At 48.7% G+C, this 25,564-nt stretch carries 20 protein-coding genes and 1 riboswitch; of the genes, 18 read left to right on the top strand and 2 right to left on the bottom strand.

Annotated elements, in window-relative coordinates; translation table 11 throughout:
• Positions 1 to 145 precede the first annotated feature (145 nt).
• A complete protein-coding gene (locus Q0V21_RS23910) occupies positions 146 to 691 on the bottom strand; it encodes an NADPH-dependent FMN reductase (RefSeq protein WP_301880902.1) in 546 nt (181 codons plus the stop codon).
• Positions 692 to 933: 242 nt separating this feature from the next.
• Here Q0V21_RS23910 and Q0V21_RS23905 point away from each other — a divergent pair, with 242 nt between their 5' ends.
• On the top strand, positions 934 to 1,929 hold the full coding sequence (locus Q0V21_RS23905) for a ketoacyl-ACP synthase III (protein ID WP_301880900.1): 996 nt from the start codon (positions 934 to 936) through the stop codon (positions 1,927 to 1,929).
• 252 nt (positions 1,930 to 2,181) lie between these two features.
• On the opposite strand, the gene Q0V21_RS23900 is transcribed toward Q0V21_RS23905, so the two are convergent.
• Positions 2,182 to 4,116, bottom strand: coding sequence for an amidase family protein (locus tag Q0V21_RS23900; RefSeq protein ID WP_301880899.1), 1,935 nt, complete (start codon positions 4,114 to 4,116; stop codon positions 2,182 to 2,184).
• Between the two features lie 383 nt (positions 4,117 to 4,499).
• On the opposite strand from Q0V21_RS23900, the gene Q0V21_RS23895 reads away from it, so the two are divergent.
• The 17 genes from Q0V21_RS23895 (at position 4,500) to Q0V21_RS23815 (ending at position 25,515) form a co-directional block, all read left to right on the top strand.
• Entirely contained in the window at positions 4,500 to 6,629 is a 2,130-nt protein-coding gene (locus Q0V21_RS23895; RefSeq protein WP_301880898.1) for a DNA topoisomerase III, read from the top strand.
• A gap of 145 nt (positions 6,630 to 6,774) precedes the next feature.
• Complete coding sequence (locus Q0V21_RS23890) at positions 6,775 to 6,912, top strand: hypothetical protein (RefSeq protein ID WP_173405256.1); 138 nt, start codon at positions 6,775 to 6,777, stop codon at positions 6,910 to 6,912.
• Between the two features lie 129 nt (positions 6,913 to 7,041).
• The gene (locus Q0V21_RS23885; protein ID WP_024633550.1) at positions 7,042 to 7,305 is read left to right on the top strand and encodes a DUF1294 domain-containing protein; all 264 of its coding nucleotides are present in this window, start codon (positions 7,042 to 7,044) and stop codon (positions 7,303 to 7,305) included.
• A gap of 189 nt (positions 7,306 to 7,494) precedes the next feature.
• Positions 7,495 to 7,929, top strand: coding sequence for a universal stress protein (locus tag Q0V21_RS23880; RefSeq protein WP_024633549.1), 435 nt, complete (start codon positions 7,495 to 7,497; stop codon positions 7,927 to 7,929).
• A gap of 271 nt (positions 7,930 to 8,200) precedes the next feature.
• Positions 8,201 to 8,302, top strand: a riboswitch (purine riboswitch).
• A 187-nt stretch (positions 8,303 to 8,489) separates the two neighbouring features.
• The gene (purE, locus tag Q0V21_RS23875; RefSeq protein ID WP_079344046.1) at positions 8,490 to 8,975 is read left to right on the top strand and encodes a 5-(carboxyamino)imidazole ribonucleotide mutase; all 486 of its coding nucleotides are present in this window, start codon (positions 8,490 to 8,492) and stop codon (positions 8,973 to 8,975) included.
• Positions 8,972 to 10,174, top strand: coding sequence for a 5-(carboxyamino)imidazole ribonucleotide synthase (purK, locus tag Q0V21_RS23870; protein ID WP_301880896.1), 1,203 nt, complete (start codon positions 8,972 to 8,974; stop codon positions 10,172 to 10,174). The genes purE and purK overlap by 4 nt, the downstream gene beginning before the upstream one ends.
• The gene (gene purB / locus Q0V21_RS23865; protein WP_024633546.1) at positions 10,171 to 11,469 is read left to right on the top strand and encodes an adenylosuccinate lyase; all 1,299 of its coding nucleotides are present in this window, start codon (positions 10,171 to 10,173) and stop codon (positions 11,467 to 11,469) included. Before purK ends, purB begins: the two co-directional genes overlap by 4 nt.
• Positions 11,470 to 11,701: 232 nt before the next feature.
• Positions 11,702 to 12,574 (top strand): phosphoribosylaminoimidazolesuccinocarboxamide synthase, encoded by an 873-nt coding sequence (locus Q0V21_RS23860; RefSeq protein WP_301880895.1) that lies wholly within the window; start codon positions 11,702 to 11,704, stop codon positions 12,572 to 12,574.
• Between the two features lie 578 nt (positions 12,575 to 13,152).
• Positions 13,153 to 13,398, top strand: coding sequence for a phosphoribosylformylglycinamidine synthase subunit PurS (gene purS / locus Q0V21_RS23855; protein WP_024633544.1), 246 nt, complete (start codon positions 13,153 to 13,155; stop codon positions 13,396 to 13,398).
• Positions 13,399 to 13,402: 4 nt separating this feature from the next.
• Positions 13,403 to 14,092 (top strand): phosphoribosylformylglycinamidine synthase subunit PurQ, encoded by a 690-nt coding sequence (gene purQ, locus Q0V21_RS23850; RefSeq protein ID WP_024633543.1) that lies wholly within the window; start codon positions 13,403 to 13,405, stop codon positions 14,090 to 14,092.
• A complete protein-coding gene (purL, locus tag Q0V21_RS23845) occupies positions 14,070 to 16,313 on the top strand; it encodes a phosphoribosylformylglycinamidine synthase subunit PurL (RefSeq protein ID WP_079344049.1) in 2,244 nt (747 codons plus the stop codon). The genes purQ and purL overlap by 23 nt, the downstream gene beginning before the upstream one ends.
• Positions 16,298 to 17,776 carry an amidophosphoribosyltransferase gene (gene purF / locus Q0V21_RS23840; protein ID WP_024633541.1) on the top strand — a complete coding sequence of 493 codons (1,479 nt, stop codon included), beginning with the start codon at positions 16,298 to 16,300 and terminating at the stop codon, positions 17,774 to 17,776. Before purL ends, purF begins: the two co-directional genes overlap by 16 nt.
• 855 nt (positions 17,777 to 18,631) lie before the next feature.
• A complete protein-coding gene (gene purM / locus Q0V21_RS23835) occupies positions 18,632 to 19,672 on the top strand; it encodes a phosphoribosylformylglycinamidine cyclo-ligase (RefSeq protein ID WP_024633540.1) in 1,041 nt (346 codons plus the stop codon).
• A complete protein-coding gene (purN, locus tag Q0V21_RS23830; protein ID WP_301880893.1) occupies positions 19,672 to 20,289 on the top strand; it encodes a phosphoribosylglycinamide formyltransferase in 618 nt (205 codons plus the stop codon). The genes purM and purN overlap by 1 nt, the downstream gene beginning before the upstream one ends.
• Before the next feature lie 296 nt (positions 20,290 to 20,585).
• Positions 20,586 to 22,133 (top strand): bifunctional phosphoribosylaminoimidazolecarboxamide formyltransferase/IMP cyclohydrolase, encoded by a 1,548-nt coding sequence (gene purH, locus Q0V21_RS23825; RefSeq protein WP_094938663.1) that lies wholly within the window; start codon positions 20,586 to 20,588, stop codon positions 22,131 to 22,133.
• A 118-nt stretch (positions 22,134 to 22,251) separates the two neighbouring features.
• Positions 22,252 to 23,523 carry a phosphoribosylamine--glycine ligase gene (gene purD, locus Q0V21_RS23820; RefSeq protein WP_079344054.1) on the top strand — a complete coding sequence of 424 codons (1,272 nt, stop codon included), beginning with the start codon at positions 22,252 to 22,254 and terminating at the stop codon, positions 23,521 to 23,523.
• Between the two features lie 654 nt (positions 23,524 to 24,177).
• Positions 24,178 to 25,515 (top strand): hemolysin family protein, encoded by a 1,338-nt coding sequence (locus Q0V21_RS23815; protein WP_079344055.1) that lies wholly within the window; start codon positions 24,178 to 24,180, stop codon positions 25,513 to 25,515.
• The last annotated feature ends 49 nt before the right edge of the window (positions 25,516 to 25,564 follow it).

Below are 25,564 nucleotides of genomic sequence, written 5' to 3'. Positions count from 1 at the left end.
ATATCAATTAATATAAACCTTAACAGCCCGGTGAATAGCCAGGGCTGTTTTTTTATTTCTATTGATCTGAGATTGTTAAATCTCTTTTAGGTTGTTCATTCCTTTATAGTCAGTTTATGAAGCGGCCTCTTTCTTGTGTATTCATTCATTGGTTGCATGCATTCTCTAGGCGTAAAAGGGAACTCTCCACTGCATGCTGGGTCTCTGAATCAATGATGATTCCTTGTTTGTTCATTTTCAAAGTAATATGAGGAATGGTTAGGGAGGCATCATGTAAGATTTGTGCATTAATCATGTTTAACGTCAGCAATAGTGAAGCATGGGCTTTGTCACCACCCATGGCGCTTGGAGAAGCAGCGATGGCAACAGTGGGTTTATTGAGCCATTCTCCAGAAGAGACGATCCAATCTAATGCGTTTTTTAAGGCCCCAGGAACTCCGTTTCCATACTCCGGTGTGCAGATAAGAACTCCGTCCGAATGCCTCAGTTGGGCTCTCCAATTTTGCACGGATACAGGACCTTCCTCGACATCGAGGTCAGGGTTAAAATGCGGTAGATCGTTTAATCCTTCATATACTTCAAACTTAAGGTTAGGAGGAGCCAGTTTAATCATGGCATGCATTAGTAACGTATTAGAGGACTGGTTGCGCAGACTTCCGGAAATGGCAAGGATATTTAGTTCTTTCTTCAACGTAGCATCATCTCTATTCTTTAATAATGTAGGCGATTTGTTTATTTTCCTCCTGTAGGACTAGACTGTCTATAGAGAACGGTTTTAATTAAGGCATTCTTCATGTTAATCAAGAGATATCCACAATTCTTCATCAAAACTGCATGCGATCGTTTGAGTCATAATAAATATTTTTAAAAATTAGTACCAAGTACTAATACTTAGTGCTATAATGGTAAAAAACAAACGAGGTGATTACCGGTATGAATCAATCAATGGCAACCATTACGGCAATGGGTACGTATGTACCGGATCGAATATTAAGTAATGCTGATTTGGAGAAGCTGGTCGATACGAGTGATGAATGGATTGTACAGCGTACAGGGATGAGAGAACGGCGCATTGCAGCTGATGATCAGTTTGTGTCTGATCTGGCTACGAAGGCTGTAGAAGATATGATGCATCGTTATAATGTTAGCGTAGAAGATGTGGATATGATTTTGGTTGCTACCAGCACACCTGAATATGCATTTCCCAGCACAGCATCCAGAGTACAGGCGAACCTTAACATTCCACATACGGGAGTGCTTGATTTGAATGCGGCATGTGCAGGGTTTACGTATGGATTGCAGCTGGCTGACAGCCTGGTAACCAGTGGCATGTATCATAAAGTGCTGGTTATTGGAGCGGAGACGTTGTCCAAGATTACCGATTACACAGACCGTACGACATGCGTATTGTTTGGAGACGGGGCAGGAGCATTTTTGGTAGAGAGAGCTGCCGGAAAAGGCGATTTTATGGCAGCGATCTCAGGTACGAGTGGAGAAGGAGGTATCCATCTCTATAAGAGTGGTCTATCTTCGGAGATGAATGGCGTACCTCTGCAGAGTGAGGGATGCCTTGTGCAGAATGGCAGAGAGATCTATAAATGGGCTGTAAGAACGATTCCTGAACAGTTAGGTAATCTTATAGCCAAAGCTGAGCTTAAACCGGAACAGATTGATTGGTTTGTTCCGCATAGTGCGAATCTAAGAATGATTGAAGCAGTATGTGAACGTGGTCCTATCTCGTTGGAACGCACTTTAACAAGTGTGGAGTATCGGGGAAATACCTCGGCGGCTTCGATTCCTCTTGCTTTACAGCTTGCAGTGGACGAAGGAAAATTAAAGCATGGGCAGCAGGTGGCCCTCTTTGGTTTTGGGGGTGGCCTGACTTACGCCGGACTGGTTCTAAGATGGGGAGTACCGGATACCATTTAAACGTTTGAATATAATGTTATCCTTCTTGAACTGAGATACCATCCCAAAAAGTACACCCCTTTCATGAACTCATGAAAGGGGTGTACTTTTAATGTGAGCAGATTGATTACATTCAATAAGCTGTGCAATTCGAAAGTGATTAGCTTGGCAAGGGAATACCTGATAACCCGCATAAAGCTAGATATTTAATATGATTACAGTAAGCAAGGTGGGGTTATTTTGATCTACATCTTAATTAACCTAATTAAAGGTTTATGGCGTGAGCTTAGGTGCTTGGCGATGATGAGTTCCTTGCTCGTAGCTGTACGCCAGCTTGATCAGGGTTCCTTCGTCAAAGGCGCGTCCCAGGAATTCCATGCCTACAGGCAAACCGTCGGTAGTGAAACCGGCAGGAACTGTGATGGCCGGGAAGCCGGAGAACGGACTGAGTCGGTTGTTACCACCAGAGTTCTGGCCCTCGCCAATAATGCCAGCAGCTTGCGTAGATGTAGGATAGATGATGGCATCCAGGTTGTTGTCTGCCATGACCTTTAACAGGGACTCGCGTGTAACTTGGGTACGTTTCAGTACAATATCTTTGTACTCTGTTGTCTCCAGTGTTTCTCTTGCATCACGCGTCTTCATGGATTGTTCCTGTGATTTGTCGAACTGTCCGGATGCGATAATCTCCGACAGGCTGTGATATGGCGCATCTTCTCCCAGAGAATCAAGATAGTCATTCAGTTGGAATTTGAATTCATATCCGCTTAAGCTTGGATATTTATTGATTTCTGCCAGATTGGGGATGCTGATTGGAACTGCGGTAGCTCCCAACGATTGGAGTTCTACTACCACGTTGTTAATCACGTCAGCAACGGCTTTTTCCTCGGCTTTGGTACTTGGAATGAGCTCGGTGGCCACACCGATCCGTGCACCCTTCAGTCCGTTTACATCCAGGAAGTCTGTATAGCTTGAAGGAATTTTGCCTACGGCATAGGCTGTAGCCACATCGTTTTTGTCATAGCCAGCTGTAGCGTCCAGCATAATGGCGGCATCACTCACAGTACGAGCCATCGGGCCGCCGACATCCTGTGTTAATGCGAGAGGGATAATCCCTTCACGGCTGGATAGTCCGATCGTTGGACGAATACCCACGAGGCTGTTGAAGCTGGATGGAATGCGGATTGATCCGCCCGTGTCTGTGCCCAAGCCTGCAGCTGCAAAGTTTGAGGCAATAGCAGCACCTGTTCCACCACTAGATCCGCCTGGATAGTGATCCAGCGCATAAGGGTTCAGTGTTTGTCCGCCCAAGGAGCTGGAGGTAGTAATGCCGAATGCGAATTCATGCAGATTAGTTTTTCCTAAAATAATGGCCCCTGCTGCTTTGAGCTTCTTCACTTGCTCAGCATCATGAGCAGGAACAGAATCCTTCAGACAGATACAGCCTGCGGTTGTAGGCATATCATTTGTGTCGAAGTTATCTTTGACCAGTACCGGAATACCGTGCAAAGGTCCACGAGGGCCTTGAGCTGCACGCTCTTCGTCCAAAGTTTCAGCGATTTTGAGAGCATCCGGGTTCAACGTCAGGACTGCGTTAATGCTCACACCCTGATCATCGTATTTTTCAATGCGATCCAGATACTTCTGTACGAGTTCTTTGGATGTCAGCTTTCCTTGCGTCATGGCAGCCTGGAGATCCGTGATCGTTGCTTCCTCCAGAACAAATGGTTTTATGTAGTTATAAATGCGGTCTTTCAGAATGGCGACATCATTTTGTGTAAGTACAGCATTAGGAAGAAAGAGAGAGTCCGTGTATCCTTTCATCAATCCGGCGGTGTTCAGAGCACCAATGGCACCGGCAAAGCTTGCCTGATCCGGGACATCCTTGAAGGATTCCGCAGCAGACTCCAACTTCAGCCATGTTTGCAGGACTACCGCAGCGTCTTTACGCTGTACTGTTGTACCAGAAAGCTTGTCCATGGAAAAAGGAACACCTGCAAGTGTAGCCGCTTCTTCCATGGCTTGAACAAATGCCGTTGCAGTGACAGGAGCCTTACCAGCTGTTACGGCTGCAACCGTAGTTTTGCTCGAAGACGTTGCCGCTGCGGCTGACGCCAATGGTACAGTTCCTCCCCATGTTGTGGCGATAACAGCCCCTGCCAATAACAATGCCCCACTTTTTTTCAATACAGATCCATGATAAGTCATGCATCCACGCTCCCTTCCTGTGTATCAATGATGTGTGTTAGCGAATCTGATATAGTTGCTTTTGTCACATTCTAAATACATGTAAGGTATTCTTACAACACTCATATATATCCAAAAAAACGCATACATCCAGTACGTACGTGATACATGCTTCCAGATGCTTCTCATTCCATTCGCGGAAGAAACTTGTCGAAGCATATTGTGTAAAGTAATATGACATAAGTGGATGGTTAAGTGTTAATTCATGAAACAATTCGTTTTTGGAAGCCAAAGCAAACCAATACCCTGAAATGATATAATAAAAGGATAGAAGTAGAAGAATGAACATAATCAACGATAGAAGCAAGAGAGTCGTAGGTTTCATTAAGAAAGGAAGAGATTGAGTGAAGACATTGGTACTCGCAGAAAAACCATCTGTGGCACGCGAAATTGCCAGAGTGATGGGTGCGCGTGATAAACATAAAAGTTATATGGAAGGCCCGAAATATATCGTAACCTGGGCACTTGGACATCTTGTTGGGTTGGCTGAGCCGGAGGATTATGACAAAAAGTATGCAACGTGGAATTTGGAGGATCTGCCGATTCTGCCGGAACGTACCAAGCTGAAGGTGCTCAAAGAGACAAACCATCAATACAAAGCGGTTGCACAGCTGATGAAACGTCAGGATGTTGGCGAACTGGTTATTGCTACGGATGCGGCGCGAGAAGGAGAGCTGCTGGCCCGTTGGATTATGCAGATGGCCCAGTGGAAGAAACCTTTCAAGCGACTGTGGATATCATCCCAGACGGACAAGGCTATCAAGGATGGATTTGCAGCGCTGAAGCCAGGCAGCCAATTTGATCGACTTTATGAATCGGCCCGTTGCCGGGCAGAAGCAGATTGGATGATCGGACTTAACGTGACTCGGGCACTGACGGTTCGATTTAATGCGCAATTGTCAGCTGGACGAGTACAGACCCCAACCCTCGGCATGATTATGGACAGGGAAAATGAGATCAACGGCTTCCGCTCGCAGGAGTACGAGACGTTAACGGCTGATGTTGGAGGTTTTCAGGCAGTGTGGCGGGCTGCAGGCGGTGATTCACGCATCTTTGATCCGCAAGAGACACAGGCATTGAAGAAACGGATAGAGGGTCGCAAGGGTTCGATTGCCCAAGTGAAAAAAAGTGAAAAGGTTGAGCCGCATCCGCTGGCTTATGATCTGACGGAATTACAACGGGATGCCAACCGGAAATACGGTTTTTCCGCGAAGCAAACATCCAATGTTCTGCAACGCCTGTATGAGCAGCACAAGCTGGTAACGTATCCACGTACAGATAGCCGTTATCTGACTTCAGATATGACAGGAACGTTGAAAGAACGGTTGGATAGTGTTGCTATCGGACCTTATGCGTCTCTGGCCCGTCCTTTGCTGCGTAAAAATCTGAATATCACCAAACGTATCGTGGACGACAGCAAGGTAACCGATCACCACGCGATCATTCCAACAGAACAGACGGTTCTCCTCAATCAGTTGAATCCAGAGGAACGTAAGCTATACGATCTGATCGTTCGCCGATTCATCAGCTTGTTCTATCCGGCTGCGAAGTACGATTCTGTCTCGATCACCGTTCAGGTGGGGAATGATTCATTTTATGTAAAAGGAACAACGGTAAAAGAAAGTGGTTGGCGCGAAGTTTACGGCGGAGAGTATAGCGATGAGGATGATGATCGGACTGAAGATTCTTCAGACCATGAACGTGCGCTTTTGCCAGACGTGCAGCAAGGACAGCCCGTGACTGTTCAACGTTGTCATATCAAAAGTGGACGGACGATGCCGCCCAAACGGTACACCGAAGCAGCTTTGCTTTCCCAAATGGAGAAGCATGGACTGGGCACTCCGGCTACACGCGCGGACATTATTGAGAAATTGGTCAGCTCTGACACAATCGATCGTCAAGGCAACAGCATGCATCCTACGGGAAAAGGGAAACAGCTGATTGAACTGGCGGCTCCGCAGCTTCGTTCACCTGAATTAACAGCCCGCTGGGAAGCGGAACTGGAACGGATCGCTCGTGGACAAGGGAAACCAGGGCCTTTCCTGGATAGCATCCGTTCGATGGCGAAAGAGCTTGTATCCACCGTAAAAGGCAGTAAAGCCGAGTATAAGCCGCATAATGTGTCTAATAGTCACTGCCCGGATTGTAATGCCCGTTTGTTGGAGAAGAAGGGCAAACGCGGGAAATTTCTTGTTTGTCCCACAGAGGATTGTGGATACAGTCGTTCGGCAGAGAAAAGACTGTCCAATCGTCGCTGCGCGCAATGTCACAAAAAGATGGAAATTAAAGAGGGTAAAGCAGGTTTGTACGTGCAATGTTTACCTTGCGGCATCACAGAAACGTTGGATAAAGACAAACAGCATGTGAACAAACGTGATCAGCAAAAGTTGGTTAAGCAGTATGCCAAACAGGAATCGATTGGCTCTAATCTGGGGGATCTGCTGAAGGCGGCCATGGAGAAAAAAGGGGAATAGACGGCTCTTGATTTTAAGTGAAAAGATCCAACGGATTACTGCTTCATGTGGGTTGTTCGCTGAGTGTGAATTGCCTGTTCAGGAACAATGTGCCGTATAAGAACCTCCTTTTTCAGGCAACGTAAGCCTAGGAGGTGATACGCAGATGCCGCATAACAAGCCAGAGAAAATTCACAACCAGCAAAACAATGATAGCATCCGGGAAGAGCATATCGCTGTACGCCCGGAGAAAGCTGCCAAAAGAGCACCCAATCTGAATGGTATTCCAAAACAGGAGTCCTAGGTTCGGGATGCATGTTTCTTTCCTTCTGAAATGATACGCGGTCCCTACCCTTGCGTTGAACATGTCTCTCTGGAGGTCTATAATGGAGATATGGGAGATGTCCCGGGATAGGGGGACCGCTAAAACGCTATGCAAACCGGATTGATACTTTGGTTTTTGTTTATTAATGTAGTTGGTTACTTGGTGATGTCAGATGACAAGAAACGTGCACAACGACGTCGAGACCGTACACCTGAACGAACGCTGTTCCTGCTGGCCTTTATTGGAGGGGCGTTGGGAGTATGGGTCGCCATGTATCGTAAACGTCACAAGACCAAACATCCCAGCTTCACAATCGGCATCCCGTTGTTGTTATTTCTCAATGCGGTTATCTACGGTTATTTTCTGCAATGATGTGGCGCGATAAATATGGATGCTATTTTGCTCGCTTTATGAATAAGTTATTATAATTATGTAAATTGTTTCGTATGATTGATTCGTTTTGGTCCTGGTGCGTTTAAGGAGTTACATGGTTCTTGTAATTTATGTTAGACCAAAGATGGCTTCGACTGTTCTACATATAAAGGAAGGGAAGGGATTTACATGTTATTCTCCAAAATATTAGTGGCCTATGATGGTTCCAAAGCTTCAAATAAAGCACTTGATCGTGCGATTGAGTTAGCCAAAGTTTCTCCGGGCGCTGTACTGGATGTTATTCATGCCTTTGACTTTCCGCGTGTATTTATCGGGGAAGGATTGGCACCATTGCCGCCTTCTTTGAATAATGATTACTATAATCTGGCAGTGCAAACGACAGATGAGGCGAAAGAGCGCATACAGGCTGCTGGTGTTACAGCGAATGTGGATCTGATCCAGGGGGCTGCTGCCGAGGTTCTTCTCGATTACGCCAAAGAGAACGGATCGGACATCATCATTATTGGTAGCCGTGGTCTTGGTGGAATCCGGGAATTTGTCTTGGGCAGTGTCAGTCACAACGTGGTGCAGCATGCACAAGTTCCGGTACTAATTGTGAAATAATTATAGAATGTGTGTGTGCACATGAAAGAGCAAGAGCCGGCTGTCTTCGATGGGATGAAGAGGGGCCGGCTTTCTTTTTTGGAATAAAAGGGATGGGGTTGCTCCAAATGATCGGTAATTTCCGAACATTAAATTTGTCAATATGTTAAATGTTCGTCTTTAAGTTGACATTAGCTGTAGGGGATTGTTAGAATGTTAGATGTGTCGATCAGTTATAATTAAGGTCGAGTAGGTTCGAAAGATGTGGAATCTTTAATATTATTGAATTCATTTGTTGAAATAGATATTTGCTCGTATAACGCCGGGAATAGGGCCCGGAAGTATCTACCCGGGAACCGTAAATTTCCGGACTACGAGGAGATACGGCTGAGAGTCGCATGAAGTCGGATGCGGACAGCAAGCCCACTTTGGCATGCCCAAATGCGGGATACGTATTTCTTGGAGTCCGGTGTCCGGAGAAAATGTGATGTTTTCGCGGGTAGCGGATTTTTCTCATTTCACAATTAAACGAGAAGCAACAGGGTCAAACCAAAACGCTCAGACGGGAGTTGGATGTATTCATGTCAGTGCAGGTAGCTGTGATTATGGGCAGTAAGTCGGATTGGGAAACGATGAGGCATGCTTGTGAGGTGCTGGACGAGCTAGAGATTGGGTATGAAAAAAAGGTCGTATCCGCGCATCGCACGCCAGATTTGATGTTTGAATACGCGGAGCAAGCGGTTGACCGTGGATTCAAGGTTATCATTGCAGGTGCGGGCGGGGCGGCACATCTGCCCGGTATGGTCGCTTCCAAAACGATGCTTCCGGTCATTGGAGTGCCCGTGCAATCCAAGGCGCTAAACGGTCTCGATTCCTTGCTGTCCATTGTGCAGATGCCTGGCGGCATTCCCGTCGCAACGGTAGCGATTGGCAAGGCAGGTGCAACGAATGCCGGATTGCTTGCGGCTCAGATCATCGGTGCTTTTGACCAAGATGTCCAACGTCGCAGTGAAGCCCGTAGAGAGCGAATCAAACAAGAAGTGCTCGAAAGTAGTGATGAACTATGAGTCATACGGGAGTTCAATCCGGATCAGCGGGACAATTACAGCGTGTCATGCTCCCAGGGAAAACAACCATTGGTATTCTCGGGGGCGGGCAGCTTGGACGGATGCTGACGTTGGCCGGAACAGCGATGGGTTATCGATTTATTACTCTGGATCCTGCTGCAGACGCTCCATGTGGACAAGTTGCCCGTCAGATTGAAGCAGGGTATGACGATGTGGGGGCTGCGCTCGAACTGGCCCGGCAATGTGACGTAATTACCTATGAGTTCGAAAATGTAGATGCCGATGTTGCTTCTCTTCTGGAACGGGAATCCTATGTGCCGCAAGGAAGTGCGCTGCTGTACACAACCCAGCATCGTTTGCGCGAAAAACGTGCAATCGAAGCGGCGGGCGTACGCGTTGCTCCTTATCGTGAGATTACAAGTAAAGATACGATGCAAGCGGCAGTCAGTGAGCTTGGTGTTCCTTGTGTACTGAAGACGGTGACTGGTGGATATGACGGCAAGGGTCAACGTGTTATTCGAGAAGCAAATCAGGCGGTAGCTGCTTATGAAGAACTCGCAGCTACCGGTGCGGAACTGGTGTTGGAGCAATTCATCAAGTTTGACTGCGAGATTTCAGTTGTTGTTGCACGGAGTACCAATGGGGAGATTAAGACGTTCCCGCCAGCCGAGAACATTCATGTGAACAACATTTTGCATACTTCGATCGTACCGGCAAGAGTACCTACCGATATTCAGATTGAAGCGCAGAAGTTGGCAGCAGCCGTGGCACAATCGATGCAGGCAGTGGGCTTGCTCGCAGTGGAACTGTTCGTTGCGGCGGATGGAAGACTATATGTGAATGAGCTGGCTCCAAGGCCGCACAATTCGGGACATTATACAATGGAGGCCTGTGCGACTTCACAATTCGAACAGCATATCCGTGCCGTTTGCGGATTGCCGCTTGGAGATACTTCATTATTAAGCCCGGTTGTTATGGTCAATGTGCTTGGAGAACATCTGGAAGGAATCATTGCAAGAACGGGTCAGCATGACGCGGAGGCGATGGAACTTGGTGTCATCCCCAAGCTTCATATATATGGTAAAACCGAAGCGAAGACAGGACGGAAGATGGGGCATGTCAATCTGCTCTGTCAGGATGTCGAAGAAGGATTACAATGGATTGAACAAACTAATCTTTGGAGGAATACAAATTTATGATCGAACGTTATAGCAGACCCGAAATGAGAGCCATCTGGACGGAGGAAAATAAATTCAAGTCATGGCTGGAAGTAGAAATTTGTGCATGTGAAGCATGGGCGGAGCTTGGAGTCATTCCTAAGGAAGAAGCAGCATTGCTTCGTCAGAACGCTTCTTTTGACATCGATCGCATTTACGAGATTGAACAGGAAACACGTCATGACGTGATTGCTTTTACACGTACGGTATCTGAAAGTCTGGGTGCAGAGCGGAAATGGGTGCACTACGGTCTGACTTCCACGGATGTCGTTGATACAGCGCTGGGATATGTATTACGTCAGGCAAATGAAATCTTGGAACGCGACATTGTGAATTTCATCGAAATTTTACGCGAAAAAGCGCTGACTTATCAGCACACGCCAATGATGGGACGTACACATGGGGTACATGCGGAGCCAACGACGTTTGGCCTGAAAATGGCGCTATGGCATGAAGAAATGAAACGGAACCTGGAGCGTTTCCGTCATGCAGCAGACAATGTACAATACGGCAAAATCTCTGGAGCAGTCGGCACATACGCAAACATTGATCCGTTTGTTGAAGAATTTGTATGTGAGAAGCTGGGTACGAAGCCTGCCCCAATCTCGACTCAAACGCTGCAACGTGACCGTCATGCAGAATACATGGCTACACTGGCATTGATCGCAACATCTCTGGACAAGTTCGCTACAGAAGTACGTGCGCTACAAAAGAGTGAATTCCGTGAAGTGGAAGAAGCTTTTGCGAAAGGTCAAAAAGGATCTTCGGCAATGCCGCACAAACGTAACCCAATCGGCAGTGAAAATATCTCCGGTCTGTCCCGCGTCATTCGCGGACATATGGTATCTGCTTACGAGAACGTAACACTGTGGCACGAGCGTGATATCTCGCACTCTTCCGTAGAGCGTATCATCCTGCCGGATGCGACCATGCTGCTAAACTACATGCTGAACCGTTTCGGTAACATCGTGAAGAACCTGACCGTATTCCCTGAAAATATGAAACGCAACATGGAGCGCACCTTCGGCGTGCCATTCTCCGGCCGAGTGTTGACCAAGCTGATCGACAAAGGTTTCAGCCGCGAGCAGGCATATGATACCGTTCAACCACGTGCGATGCAGGCCTGGGAAGAACAACGCCAGTTCCAGGATATCGTGAGATCCACACCGGAAATCACCGAGGTACTGAGCGAAGAGGAAATCGCAGATGCGTTCAACCCATCCTGGCACCTGAAGCATGTGGATACCATCTTCAAAAAACTCGGTTTGAACGACTAATAATTCAATAAGGCTATAGCGCAGAATGATGGGTTTGCAGGGAACGCAGAGGACAGAAATAAGCTGAAGAAGCGAAGCGTTCGCCTTTATCCCCGGATTTTCACTTTGAAAAAGTGGAATCAAAAAATCTGGGGATAACAGCGATCGGAAGATTGTTCTGTCAGCGGAGTGGAGTCCGCACCATTAGGATTCTGTCCTTAGCCTTACATCTCCTGAAAGAAGGTGAGCCTCCATGGCGCTGTCCACTGTGGCAGATCTCGTTAAAGCTCCTTTGTTATATAAGGGAAAAGTACGTGAGTTGTATGATCTGGGTGAACATTTTCTCATCGTGGTTACGGACCGGATTTCGGCGTTTGATTACGTGCTGGACCCGGCTGTTCCGGAAAAGGGCAATGTGCTTAATAAACTGAGCAGCTTCTGGTTTGAACTGACAGGCGATATGATGGACAACCACGTGGTGCATACGGATGTAAACCAACTGGGCGATATCATCACCGACCCTGCACTGCTTAAAGACCGCATCATGGTGACCCGCAAAGCCGAGCGTATTGATATTGAATGTGTGGTGCGCGGCTACATTACGGGAGGTGGATGGAGACAATATGAGAAAAGCGGAGAGGTTAACGGCATCAAGCTGCCGGATGGACTTCGCAAAAACGCCAAGCTCGATGTTCCCATCTTCACCCCGGCTGCCAAAAACGATGTCGGTCACGATGAAGACATTCCAATGGATCGAATGAAAGAACTTGTAGGAGATGCTCTGGCGATTGAGCTTCAGGAAAAGAGCCTTCGTCTGTATGAATTCGCTCGCGACTATTGTGATCAGCGCGGAATTATCCTCGCAGACTGCAAGTTCGAATTCGGTATGGTGGATGGTAAAGTCATCCTGATTGACGAGATATTCACTCCGGACGCTTCTCGTTTCTGGGCCAAAGAGAATTACGCACTCGACATCGAGATCGATAGCATGGATAAAGAGCCGGTACGCACCTATCTTTTGGGGAGCGATTGGGATAAGAACAGTAAACCTGACCCGCTGCCACAAGAGGTTGTGGAGGCAACAACCGCAAGATACGTCGATATTTATAACCGCTTAACAAAGTAATACGTTTGAGTGAGCTGCGGGAAAGTTTGAGTAAGGGACGTTTGAGTGTAGGCTACTGGAAAGTTTGGCTTTCGATCGCTGTTGCCCCCGGAATGTTTTGGTTGGAATCCTTTTTTCAAAAGGACACATTCCGGTTGCAAAGGCGACCGCTTTCGCTTCTCCAGCTCAAATCTTTCCCTCCGCCAGTGTTCAAACTGGTGGATGAGGAAATTTAAACCAAGACTTCTATTAAACAGGAAGTCTATCAATATAAAAAGTGAAGTTACTAATCTAACTTGAAGACCATTCACTGTTCTCACGTAATGGTCAGTCTCGACCATTACTTACCGTGCAACGTAAAAGGTTTAGGCCTTTAAAAAACGTCGCATGGACTAGCGGAGGGGCGGAATTGTTCTTAAAGGAGCGAAGCGTTCGCCTTTGTCCCCGGGTTTTGACCGCACAGCGGTTCAAAACAATCAAAAAACCTGGGGACAACAGCGACCGGAAGAACAATCCGCCCCGGAGCAAGCTCCCAAAGTCACTTTTTTAACAGCATAAAGCATTTATTCCGTTCATTACTGAGGAGGAACATAAGGATCATGATTAAAGCAACCGTCTATGTCACTATTAAGCAAAGCGTTCTCGACCCGCAAGGAGTAGCTGTTCAAGGTGCCCTGCACTCAATGGGATTCAATGAAGTGGAAAGTGTACGGATCGGTAAAGTCATGGAACTGACTCTGGATACAACAGATCGTGCGGAAGCGGAAAAACGATTGACAGTCATGTGTGAGAAGCTGCTGGCCAACACCGTTGTTGAAGATTACCGCTACGAATTGGAGGGTTAATCCCATGAAATTTGCAGTTCTTGTGTTTCCTGGCTCCAACTGCGACATCGACTGTTACAAGGCAGTAGAAGATGCGATTGGACAAGAGGTTGATTACGTATGGCACACGGCTACAGATCTATCGGCTTATGATTGTATCCTTGTTCCGGGTGGTTTCTCGTATGGTGACTATCTGCGCTGCGGAGCGATTTCCCGTTTTGCACCTGTAATGAACGAGGTAGCGAAAGCTGCTGAACAAGGTAAATATATTCTCGGCATTTGCAACGGATTCCAGATCTTGACCGAAGCAGGATTGCTTCCGGGCGCATTGATCCGCAACATGTCGCTGAAATTCCGTTGTCACGATACAGTATTGAAAGTAGCAAATGCAGATACTCCATTTACACGTGACTATGCACCTGGGGAAGAGATTGTTATTCCGATTGCTCACGGTGAAGGAAACTATTATTGCGACGAGGAGACGCTGGCGAGTTTGCAGGCAAACAACCAGATCGTCTTTACGTATGGCAGCAACCCGAACGGTTCTCTGGGTGATATCGCGGGAATCTGTAATGAGGGCGGAAACGTGGTCGGCATGATGCCACATCCAGAGCGCGCGGTGGACTCACTGCTCGGTTCGGAAGACGGCAAACGTATGTTTACATCTATTTTGAAAGCATGGAGGGATCGGCATGACGCAGCAGCTATCCGCTAAGGAACCGACGGCAGAACAGGTCGCAGAACATAAACTTTACGCACAAATGGGCGTGTCTGACAGCGAGTATGAGCTGATCTGTGAGTTCATGGGGCGCAAGCCGAACTACACGGAGATTGGTGTATTTAGTGTCATGTGGTCCGAGCACTGCGCGTACAAAAACTCCAAGCCGCTGCTGCGCCGTTTCCCAACCAGTGGGCCGCGTGTTCTGATGGGACCGGGTGAAGGTGCCGGGATCGTAGATATCGGTGATAATCAGGCCGTTGTGTTCAAAATTGAAAGCCATAACCATCCTTCCGCGGTTGAGCCTTACCAAGGTGCGGCAACAGGTGTGGGGGGCATTATCCGTGATATTTTCTCCATGGGTGCAAGACCGGTGGCACTTCTGAATTCCCTGCGTTTTGGCAAGCTGGAAAGTGACCGCGTGAAGTATTTGTTTGAACATGTCGTATCCGGTATTGCTGGCTATGGTAACTGTATCGGAATTCCAACCGTTGCTGGTGAAGTTATGTTTGACGAAAGCTACGACGGTAACCCACTCGTTAACGCGATGTGTGTAGGTTTGATCGATCATGACAAAATCCAGCGCGGTGTCGCTAAAGGTGTAGGCAACCCGGTGTATTATGTTGGACCGCCAACAGGTCGTGACGGTATCCATGGTGCTACTTTTGCATCAGTTGAGCTGACAGAAGAATCCGAGTCCAAACGGACTGCTGTTCAAGTGGGTGATCCGTTCATGGAGAAGCTCGTGATGGAATCCTGCTTGGAACTCATCGATACAGGGATCGTGCTGGGTATTCAGGATATGGGTGCAGCAGGTCTGACATGCTCCAGTGCGGAAATGGCAAGTAAAGCGGGTAACGGTCTGGAATTATATTTGGATCAGGTGCCACAGCGTGAAGAAGGCATGACGCCTTATGAAATGATGCTGTCGGAGTCCCAGGAACGGATGTTGTTCGTTGTTGAGCCGAAGGATGAGGCGCAGGCGATGGAGATCTTTGAACGTTGGGGCGTTATCTGTGCAAAAGTCGGAAAAGTAACGGATGATGGACGTCTGAAATTGATCCACCATGGCGAAGTGGTTGGAGACATGCCAGTAACTGCACTGGTTGACGAGTGCCCAGTGTATGACAAACCATCTTCTGTACCTGCTTATTATGAGCAAAGTGCCTCTATCGACACCCTTCGTTACGATGAAGTGTCGGATCTCGGCGGAGCGTTGAAGCAAGTGTTGGCATCCCCAACGGTAGCGAGCAAGAAGTGGGTTTATGATCAATATGATTACATGGTGCGTACAAGTACTGCGGTTCGCCCAGGTTCAGATGCAGCGGTGGTGACCATTCGTGGTACACGCAAAGGGTTGGCGATGACAACGGACTGTAACGGACGCTATGTGTATCTTGATCCAGAAGTAGGCGGACGGATTGCAGTCAGCGAAGCAGCCCGTAACATTGTATGTTCCGGTGCAGAGCCATTGGCGATTACGGACAACCTGAACTTTGGTAACCCGGAGAAGCCGGATATTTTCTGGCAGATGGAAAAAGCGGTAGACGGAATGGCAGAAGCTTGCCGCGTGCTGGATACGCCAGTGATCGGTGGTAACGTGAGTCTGTACAACGAAAACGCCAAAGGCTCCATCTACCCAACGCCAGTTGTCGGTATGGTTGGCTTGGTGCATGATACAGATCACATCACAACCCAAGGCTTCAAAGCCGAAGGTGACGTTATCATCCTGCTGGGTGAAACGAAAGCTGAACTGGGCGGCAGTGAGCTGCAATATGCGGTTCATGGCAAAACGGAAGGCCGTCCGCCACAGCTGGACCTGAACACAGAAAAAGCGCTGCTCAGCACGGTACTGGAAGCCATTCAATCCGGACTTGTTCGCTCCGCGCATGACTTGTCTGAAGGTGGTTTGGCTGTAGCATTGGCTGAGTCTTGCATCAGCGGCAATGTGGGTGCACAGGTCAATGTTGAGACGGGATTGCGTGGGGACCATGCACTTTTCAGTGAAAGCCAATCCCGGATTCTGCTGTCGGCTTCGCCGGAGCAAGCGGGTAAGCTGGAAGCTTTTGTACGTGAGCGTGGTGTGCCTGTAGCCGTGATTGGGCGTGTTGAAGGAAGTAATTTGTCGATTGAATTGAACGGAACATCAGCCGTGAACGAACCCGTAGGAGGTTTGACACAGGTCTGGGAGGATGCGATTCCATGTCTCATGAACTGACGACAGGACCTTTGTGGACAGGCGATTATTATAATGAAGGGTCCGGTAAGGAAGGGCTCGACAAATTAAAGGAGGAATGTGGCGTATTCGGGGTGTTTAAGCACCCTGACGCTGCATCGTTGTCCTATTATGGCCTGCATGCGCTTCAACACCGGGGGGAAGAAAGTGCAGGCATGTGTGTAAGCGACGGCAACGAGTTTCACTACCACCGTGGTATGGGTCTGGTGAAGGAAGTCTTCACCAAGGATCTAATGCAGACGTTGACCGGGGATATCTCCATCGGACACGTTCGGTATTCAACCAGTGGTGACAGTAAGCTGACGAATGCACAACCATTGGTATTTAAATACCGTGATGGTGATCTGGCAGTAGCAACTAACGGTAACATTGTCAATGCGCCAACAATTCGGCGTGAGCTGGAGCAGGGTGGCTCCATTTTTCAAACGACCAGTGATACGGAAGTTATTGCCCATTTAATAGCGAGATCGCCAAAAGGATTGGTGGAAGCTGCGAAGGATGCGTTTCAGCGTATCGTGGGTGGTTATGCTTTTCTAATCATGACCAACGATAAGTTGCTGGTTGCTTCCGATCCCCATGGTCTGCGTCCGCTCACAATGGGTAAATTGGGAGATGCATATCTGTTTGCATCCGAGACATGTGCATTGGAAACCATCGGTGCAGAGTTGATTCGTGATATTGAGCCAGGCGAACTGTTGGTGCTTGATGCAGATGGTCTTCACGAGGACCGTTTCGATCATCACAAACACCGTAAGGCACTGTGCGCGATGGAGTATATCTACTTTGCCCGTCCGGACAGTGACATGAACGGTGCAAACCAGCACGCTGCGCGTAAACGGATGGGTAGCCGGATGGCGATTGAGTCTTTCGTGGATGCTGATCTGGTGACAGGTGTGCCAGACTCCAGTATTTCCGCGGCAATCGGCTACGCGGAACAAACCGGGATTCCGTATGAGATGGGTATGATCAAAAACAAATACACCGGACGTACGTTTATCCAGCCAAGCCAGGAACTGCGGGAACAAGGCGTGAAGATGAAACTGAGCGCCGTGCGCCGTGTTGTCGAAGGCAAACGCGTGGTCATGATTGACGACTCCATCGTACGGGGAACAACTTCCCGCCGGATCGTGAACATGCTTCGAGATGCCGGAGCAACCGAGGTCCACGTGCGGATTACATCACCACCGTTCAAAAACCCGTGCTTCTACGGTATTGACACTCCCGACAGCCGCGAATTGATTGCCTCACAGCTGTCGGTGGAAGAAATCTGCCGTGAGATTAATGCGGACTCTCTGGCGTTCCTCAGCCCCGACGGGCTGATTACATCGATTCAGGGAGATAATCAGGATGACTATAAAGGCGGGCTCTGCCTCGCATGTTTTGATAATGATTACCCAACCCGCCTCGATTTCGGCGGTGAAGAAAAATTCGGCTGCAGCTGCTAGCTGTTAAGCCCCGCCTTGCGGAGCAACAGGGGCACGGGCAGCCAAGCGAAGCAGCTGCCCCAGCGTGCGCAGCCCGAGCCCTAAGCCCCGCCTTGCGGAGCACAGGGGCACGTGCAGCCAAGCGAAGCAGCTGCCCCAGCGTGCGCAGCCCGAGCCCTTAAGCCCCGCTTTGCGGAGCAATAGGGGCACGGGCAGCCAGTCGAAGCAGCTGCCCCCGGGCGCAGCCCGAGCCCTTAGCCCCGCCTTGCGGAGCAACAGGGGCCCGGGCAGCCAAGCGAAGCAGCTGCCCCCGGGGCGTAGCCCGAGCCCTTAAGCCCCGCCTTGCGGAGCAACAGGGGCACAGGCAGCCAAGCGAAGCAGCTGCCCCCGGGGCGTAGCCCGAGCCCTTAAGCCCCGCTTTGCGGAGCAATAGGGGCACGGGCAGCCAGTCGAAGCAGCTGCCCCCGGGCAGCCAAGCGAAGCAGCTGCCCCCGGGGCGTAGCCCGAGCCCTTAAGCCCCGCCTTGCGGAGCAACAGGGGCACAGGCAGCCAAGCGAAGCAGCTGCCCCCGGGCGCAGCCCGAGCCCTAAGCCCCGCCTTGCGGAGCAACAGGGGCAAGGGCAGCCAAGCGAAGCAGCTGCCCCAGCGGGCGCAGCCCCGCAGCGCAGTCGAGCGGGGTTCGCCGACCGATGGCCTACGGCCAACGGGAAAGGCGAACAAAAACGCGAGCACACGCACGAACCAACCATAGCAAGATCATACCAGCCACCCCTGCACCGCTTGTTTGGCGGGTGTCCAGAGGGCCTGCCAAGGTCCTTTGGGGTCCTCCCGGGCGGGAGGATTTAGGAGGGGCGAAAAAAAAGGAGCGGATTCCACTTGTCCGAAGCATACAAAAACGCCGGCGTCGATATCGCGGCAGGCAACGAAGCGGTTGAACGGATGAAAAAACACGTGAAACGTACCTTCCGTCCGGAAGTGATGACAGATCTGGGAGGCTTTGGCGCCCTGTTCGGTTTGAACAAAGATAAATATGATGAGCCGGTGCTTGTATCCGGTACAGACGGTGTAGGAACCAAGCTGAAAATCGCATTTGCCATGGACCGTCATGATACCATCGGAATCGACGCGGTAGCCATGTGTGTGAACGACATTGTGGTACAGGGTGCAGAGCCGTTGTTCTTCCTCGACTATCTGGCGTGTGACAAAGTCATCCCGGAGAAAATCGAAGCCATTGTTGCGGGCATCGCAGAAGGGTGTCATCAGTCGGGCTGTGCCCTGATCGGTGGCGAAACGGCTGAAATGCCGGGCATGTACAGTGAGGGTGAATACGATATTGCCGGATTTACGGTGGGTATCGTGGACAAAGCGAAAATCATTAACGGTACAACTATCGCTCCTGGCGACACGGTGATCGGACTTGCATCCAGCGGTGTGCACAGCAACGGCTTCTCCTTGGTACGCAAACTTTTGCTGGAACAAGCTGGATTGGGCTTGCAGGATGAAGTCGCTGAATTGGGTGGCAAGCTGGGTGACGCACTGCTGGAACCAACGAAAATCTATGTAAAACCACTTCTTTCTCTGCTTGAAAAGGTAAAAGTAAAAGGCATGGCCCACATTACAGGTGGTGGTTTCATCGAGAACATCCCGCGTATGCTGCCAAGCAGCGTGAATGTAGATATCGACTACGGCTCTTGGCCGATTCTGCCAATCTTCAACCTGCTGCAAGAAAAAGGATCTGTATCGAACCGTGACATGTTCACCACGTTTAATATGGGGATTGGACTTGTGCTGGTTGTGAACGAAGCAGATGCAAGTGAAGCGCTGGAACATCTGAAGGCATCTGGCGAAGAAGCGTACATCATTGGCCGTGTTACAGAAGGAGATGCGCGAGTAACCTTCACGGGAGCGGATGTTTAATGACGAACTACCGTATTGCTGTATTTGCCTCTGGTGAAGGATCGAACTTTCAGGCATTGGTTGATGCAGCACGGAACGGAGGACTGGGTGCATCCATAGATCTGCTGGTATGTGACAAGCCGGCTGCACGTGTTGTGCAGCGGGCGCAGGATGCAGGCGTGGAATGCCATCTGTTTACTCCCAAAAATTATGATTCCCGCGAAGCCTACGAGGCTGAAATTGTGGAAGTGCTTGAATCCAAAAACATTGATCTGGTTGTTCTTGCCGGTTACATGAGATTGCTGACTTCAGTGGTCGTGGATCGCTATGCAGGACGGCTGATTAACATTCATCCGTCCTTGTTGCCAGCGTTTGCAGGCAAAGATGCAGTAGGACAGGCACTAGAGTACGGCGTTAAAATTACCGGAGTTACCGTGCACTTTGTGGATGGAGGCATGGATACAGGGCCGATTATTGCCCAGCAGCCTGTTCCGATTTTGCCAGAGGATACAGCTGAATCCGTTAGTAGCTCCATCCATGCTGCCGAACAAAAGCTTTACCCCGAGGTTGTTTCCTGGTTCGCGCAAGGTCTGGTTCAGTTAGACGGACGTCACGTCACTGTTAACAAACCGGTTTGAAATAAGTTTAAAAATTTTTTTACACATTAACGGAGAGGACAGAAAAAACCTGAAAAAGCGAAGCGTTCGCCTTTATCACCGGATTTTCCCTTTAAGAAAAGGGAATCGAAAAATCTGGGGATAACAGCGATTGGAAGGTTGTTCTGTCATTGGAGTGTCCCGTGTAAACATCTTGGTTCAACTTGTATAACAGAAGTCGAAAATTGGTACGCATTTTGTGATATTTCTCGGGAAATAAATCGGTTGTGTTTCGCCATGAAACGCGAAGCCATGGGACATTAAAGGAGGAGCATATTGTGAGTATCAAAAGAGCGCTGGTCAGCGTATGGGATAAAACAGGCATCGTGGATTTTTGCCGCGAGCTGTCGCAAATGGGTGTGGAGATTATTTCGACAGGAGGTACAAGCAGTCTGTTGTCGAAGGAAGGCGTACCTGTCATCGGAATTTCGGATGTGACCGGATTCCCGGAAATTATGGATGGACGTGTCAAAACATTGCATCCAGCAGTTCATGGTGGGTTGCTGGCTGTTCGTGACAGCGAAGAGCATAAGCGCCAGATGGAAGAGAACGGATTGGATTATATCGACCTCGTTGTCGTAAACCTTTACCCCTTCCAAGATACCATTGCCAAACCGGATGTAACGTACGAAGACGCGATCGAGAATATCGATATCGGTGGTCCAACCATGCTTCGTTCTGCTGCCAAAAACCATGCTTTTGTTAGTGTCGTTGTTGACACAGCAGATTATGGCAAGGTGCTTGAAGAAGTTCGCAGCAGTGGAGACACTACACTCGAAACACGCAAACGGCTTGCGGCAAAAGTGTTCCGTCATACAGCGGCTTACGATGCAGTTATTTCTGACTATCTCTCCAACCTGAACGGTGATCCGCTGCCAGAGCGTCTGACGGTTACTTACGAAAAACTCCAGGATTTGCGTTATGGCGAAAATCCACACCAGCAGGCGGCATTCTACCGCAAACCGCTGGCAGCTCAAGATACGTTGACAACAGCCGAGCAATTGCATGGCAAAGAGTTGTCTTACAATAACATTAACGATGCGAACGCAGCCTTGCAGATTGTGAAGGAATTTGAAGAACCAGCTGTTGTGGCGGTCAAACATATGAATCCTTGCGGCGTAGGTATTGGCGAAAGCATCTACGAAGCTTATGGTAAAGCTTATGCGGCTGATCCAACCTCCATCTTTGGTGGAATCGTGGCAGCCAACCGCATTATCGACAGCGATACAGCGGCTAAACTGAGTGAGATTTTCCTGGAAATCGTTCTGGCTCCTGACTTTACACAAGAGGCTCTCGATATCCTGACCAAAAAGAAAAACATTCGTTTGCTCAAAACGGGTGAACTCAACGCTGCCCGCAATCGTGAGAGTCAATTCGTAGTAACTTCCATCGACGGCGGCATGATCGTACAGCAAAGCGACGTGCATTCCATTGAAGCAAGCGAGTTGAAGGTAGTAACAGATCGTGCACCATCCGAAGAAGAACTGAAACAGCTATTGTTTGGCTGGAAAGTGGTTAAGCATGTGAAATCCAATGCGATCGTGCTGGCGGCAAACGACATGACTGTTGGTGTGGGCGCAGGTCAAATGAATCGTGTCGGTGCAGCCAAAATTGCGATTGAACAAGCAGGCGATCAAGCCAAAGGTGCCATTCTGGCATCTGATGCGTTCTTCCCAATGGGCGACACACTGGAGCTCGCAGCGAAAGCTGGAGTTACGGCAGTGATTCAACCAGGTGGCTCCATCAAGGACGAAGAGTCCATCAAAGTAGCGAATGAATACGGCATTGCCATGGTCTTCACTGGCGTTCGTCACTTCAAACATTAAACGATAACTATACTGCTTCCAAACGATGAACAAGCGAATAGGCTTGTTCATCGTCTTTTGAAGCTTTTTTACCAAGAGAAAATGAAAAATCCTGAAATTCATGGAGGGAACAACGCTAATGGATATTCTGGTAGTGGGCGGCGGTGGCCGGGAGCATGCAATCATATGGGCACTGGCGAAAAGCCCGAAGGCAGGCAAGATTCACTGTGCGCCGGGAAATGCAGGCATTGCACAGCTCGCCGAGTGTCATCCGATTGCAGTAAATGAATTTGATAAACTGACAGCGCTCGCTGTGGAGCTTCATGTAGGCTTGGTTGTTATTGGGCCGGATGATCCGCTTGCAGACGGCATTGTGGACGCTTTTGACAAGACAGGCATTCCAGTCTTTGGACCACGTCGCAATGCAGCAGAGATTGAAGGCAGCAAAACATTTATGAAAGACCTGCTGCACAAATACAATATTCCGACTGCAGCCTATGAGAAATTCGACAATTACGAGCAAGCGCAGGCTTATCTGAATGAGCAAGCCATTCCTGTGGTGATTAAGGCTGATGGACTGGCAGCTGGTAAAGGCGTTACAGTAGCTTATTCCCGTGAGGAGGCTAATCAGGCGCTCCGGAGCATTATGGTGGATAAAGTGTTTGGAGAAGCAGGAGCCAAGGTCATCATCGAAGAATTCCTGGCAGGTCAGGAAATGTCGATTTTGGCTTTTGTGGATGGAGAGACCGTTCGTCCGATGGCAGCTGCACAGGATCACAAACCGGTATTTGACAATGATCAGGGGCCAAACACAGGTGGAATGGGAACCTACTCGCCACTTCCGCACATCCCGGCATCTATCATTGAGGAAGCAGTGGAGACGATTATCAAACCAACGGCCAAAGCGATGGTATCCGAAGGACGTCCGTTCCAGGGTGTGTTGTTTGCTGGGCTGATGATTTCACCAGATGGTAAACCCAAAACGATTGAATTCAACGCCCGTTTCGGTGATCCCGAGACTCAGGTCGTATTACCACGTCTGAAGAGTGACCTACTCGACATTTTCTGGGCAACCGTGCACGGGAAATTGGCGGATATCGAGATTGAATGGAGCGAAGAAGCTGCCGTATGTGTTGTGCTCGCTTCTGGCGGATATCCGGGTCCTTATGCAAAAGGCGTAGCGATTGAGGGGCTGGATCAAGTAGACGAAGCGGTAGTCTTCCATGCGGGTACGGCACGCAATGAATCCGGAGAGTGGGTTACCAATGGCGGACGTATCCTGGGTGTGGTAGGTCTTGGTGCCGATATCGCCGATGCAAGAAACAAAGCTTATGCTCAAGCGGACCGAATCCGCTTTGATGGCAAACATCAGCGGTCTGATATTGCTGCCAAGGCTTTGGTTAACCAATAACTCAACAACAAGGGGCTCGTAAGATGCTCGCCTGAAAAGGTGTTTGCATCCTGCGAGCCTTTTGTTGCGTATACATGACTATGGGGCAAAGCTGTTTCTATTTACCGACAGGTCAAGGAAAGAAAACCAGACTCCTGAGTTGTTTAAGCAATCTTGGCAGAGGGTATTATTTTTGTAAAACCGTCTAGTCTAACCATAATGAATGAAATCTTCATACATAAAGACTATTTTGTGAACAATACAATATGTAGTGCTACAAACCATAACGTGCAACTGGATGGTTTGGTGCAGATCGTGTTATACTTTTCTGAAACAGGAATGAATGAGAGGGGAGGTGGATATCTATTGGGAAGGCGATATTGTAAACTGTCCAAATGGAGAATTTTGGTGGAGTAAATCGGAGAAACAAGCGACAGCATGAGGGGTAACCCTGGTTTTAGTGAAGTAGTTTCTGTAATTGATTAACTTCATCCTGAATTCCTGTTTTGCTATTTTACAAGGTCAGAGTATAACATATACAAACTTTATCATTAATCGATTTCATATAAGGCATACGCCGTATTGAACGTCAATCAGCTGTTGAATGGTTAACCAGATTAACGGATCACGCTGTAACTATCTCTGGAGGTGAATCCCTGAGAAGCGGGGAAATCATTGGACATAATTACCGTATTGAATATTGCATTACTCATTATCTTGATTGCGTTGACCGCATTTTTCGTTGCATCGGAGTTCGCTGTGGTCAAGATTCGTACATCAAGAGTAGATCAGCTTGTTGCCGAGGGCAATAAGAAGGCCATATTGGCCAAGAAAGTAGTCACGGATCTCGATTATTATCTGTCTGCCTGTCAGCTCGGTATTACCGTCACTGCCCTGGGATTGGGTGCACTCGGTAAGCCAACTGTTGAAAGGCTCCTATATCCGGTATTTGAGTATCTAAACGTATCGGCTTCCGTATCATCCGTCGCATCCTATGCGATTGCGTTCATACTTGTCACGTTCCTGCACGTTGTTGTTGGTGAGATGGCTCCCAAAACGCTGGCGATTCAATTTTCGGAAAAATTGACGCTGCTGCTCTCGCCACCATTGTACTGGTTCGGGAAAATTATGTACCCGTTCATCTGGGCGCTGAATGGTGCATCTCGCGTTATTCTTCGTGGTTTTGGCGTTAAACCTGCCGGGCATGAGCAGGCGTACTCTGAGGATGAGATCAAAATCATCATGAACCAGAGTTATGAAGGGGACGAGAACAATAAGACCAAGCTTTCGTATCTGGAAAATGTATTTGTGTTCGATGAGCGTGATGCCAAAGACATCATGGTTCCGAGGACAGAACTAGTAACACTGAGTCAAAATATGACCTACGACGATATCATCCCGATATTAGATGAGCATAATTATTCACGTTATCCCGTCATTGAGGATGGGGATAAGGACCGAATTGTCGGTGTAGTAAATGTGAAAAAGATTTTGCCTGATATGGTTGCCCTTAGGGAGCACCAACTTATCGATTTTGTTCGTGAAATTCCTTACGTTTCTGAAGTTACAAGTATTCAGGATGCCATGATCAAGATGCAGCAGGAACGTGTGCACATGGCCGTGGTCGTGGATGAATACGGAGGTACCTCGGGGATCATTACAATGGAGGATATTCTGGAGGAGCTTGTCGGCGAGATTCGGGATGAGTTCGATGCCGATGAAGTTGCTGACATTCAGGAAACTGGAGAGAACCAATATCTCATTAACGGCCGGGTGCTGCTGGATGAGTTGGAGCGGCAGTTTGGGCTTGTGTTTGAAGGTAATGAAGAGATGGATACCGTGGCCGGGTGGATTCAATTCCAGAAGGGTGTCGGTGTGGAACAAGGTGATACGATAGAACATGGTGATTACGTCTGGACCGTTGTGGACGCAGAAAATTTTCACATTAAGCAGGTTCTGCTTGAACGTGTAAATGCCGTACAGGTTAATGAATCTGCCAGTGACCTGGCCTAATCTAATTACCGGAGCGTTACTCGTGCTTCACTTAATTAAAATGATCAAC

The sequence above is a fragment of the Paenibacillus sp. 11B genome, from assembly GCF_030487755.1.
Lineage (GTDB): Bacteria > Bacillota > Bacilli > Paenibacillales > Paenibacillaceae > Paenibacillus > Paenibacillus vandeheii.
This window is presented reverse-complemented; position numbering and strand designations above follow the sequence as displayed.

What these genes read in the sequence shown, in the direction of transcription:
- Q0V21_RS23905 (WP_301880900.1), top strand. Translation starts at nt 934, where the DNA reads ATGAATCAATCAATGGCAACCATTACGGCAATGGGTACGTATGTACCG.
- Q0V21_RS23900 (WP_301880899.1), bottom strand. Translation starts at nt 4,116, where the DNA reads ATGACTTATCATGGATCTGTATTGAAAAAAAGTGGGGCATTGTTATTG.
- Q0V21_RS23890 (WP_173405256.1), top strand. Translation starts at nt 6,775, where the DNA reads ATGCCGCATAACAAGCCAGAGAAAATTCACAACCAGCAAAACAATGAT.
- Q0V21_RS23885 (WP_024633550.1), top strand. Translation starts at nt 7,042, where the DNA reads ATGCAAACCGGATTGATACTTTGGTTTTTGTTTATTAATGTAGTTGGT.
- Q0V21_RS23880 (WP_024633549.1), top strand. Translation starts at nt 7,495, where the DNA reads ATGTTATTCTCCAAAATATTAGTGGCCTATGATGGTTCCAAAGCTTCA.
- purE (WP_079344046.1), top strand. Translation starts at nt 8,490, where the DNA reads ATGTCAGTGCAGGTAGCTGTGATTATGGGCAGTAAGTCGGATTGGGAA.
- purK (WP_301880896.1), top strand. Translation starts at nt 8,972, where the DNA reads ATGAGTCATACGGGAGTTCAATCCGGATCAGCGGGACAATTACAGCGT.
- purB (WP_024633546.1), top strand. Translation starts at nt 10,171, where the DNA reads ATGATCGAACGTTATAGCAGACCCGAAATGAGAGCCATCTGGACGGAG.
- Q0V21_RS23860 (WP_301880895.1), top strand. Translation starts at nt 11,702, where the DNA reads ATGGCGCTGTCCACTGTGGCAGATCTCGTTAAAGCTCCTTTGTTATAT.
- purS (WP_024633544.1), top strand. Translation starts at nt 13,153, where the DNA reads ATGATTAAAGCAACCGTCTATGTCACTATTAAGCAAAGCGTTCTCGAC.
- purQ (WP_024633543.1), top strand. Translation starts at nt 13,403, where the DNA reads ATGAAATTTGCAGTTCTTGTGTTTCCTGGCTCCAACTGCGACATCGAC.
- purL (WP_079344049.1), top strand. Translation starts at nt 14,070, where the DNA reads ATGACGCAGCAGCTATCCGCTAAGGAACCGACGGCAGAACAGGTCGCA.
- purF (WP_024633541.1), top strand. Translation starts at nt 16,298, where the DNA reads ATGTCTCATGAACTGACGACAGGACCTTTGTGGACAGGCGATTATTAT.
- purN (WP_301880893.1), top strand. Translation starts at nt 19,672, where the DNA reads ATGACGAACTACCGTATTGCTGTATTTGCCTCTGGTGAAGGATCGAAC.
- purD (WP_079344054.1), top strand. Translation starts at nt 22,252, where the DNA reads ATGGATATTCTGGTAGTGGGCGGCGGTGGCCGGGAGCATGCAATCATA.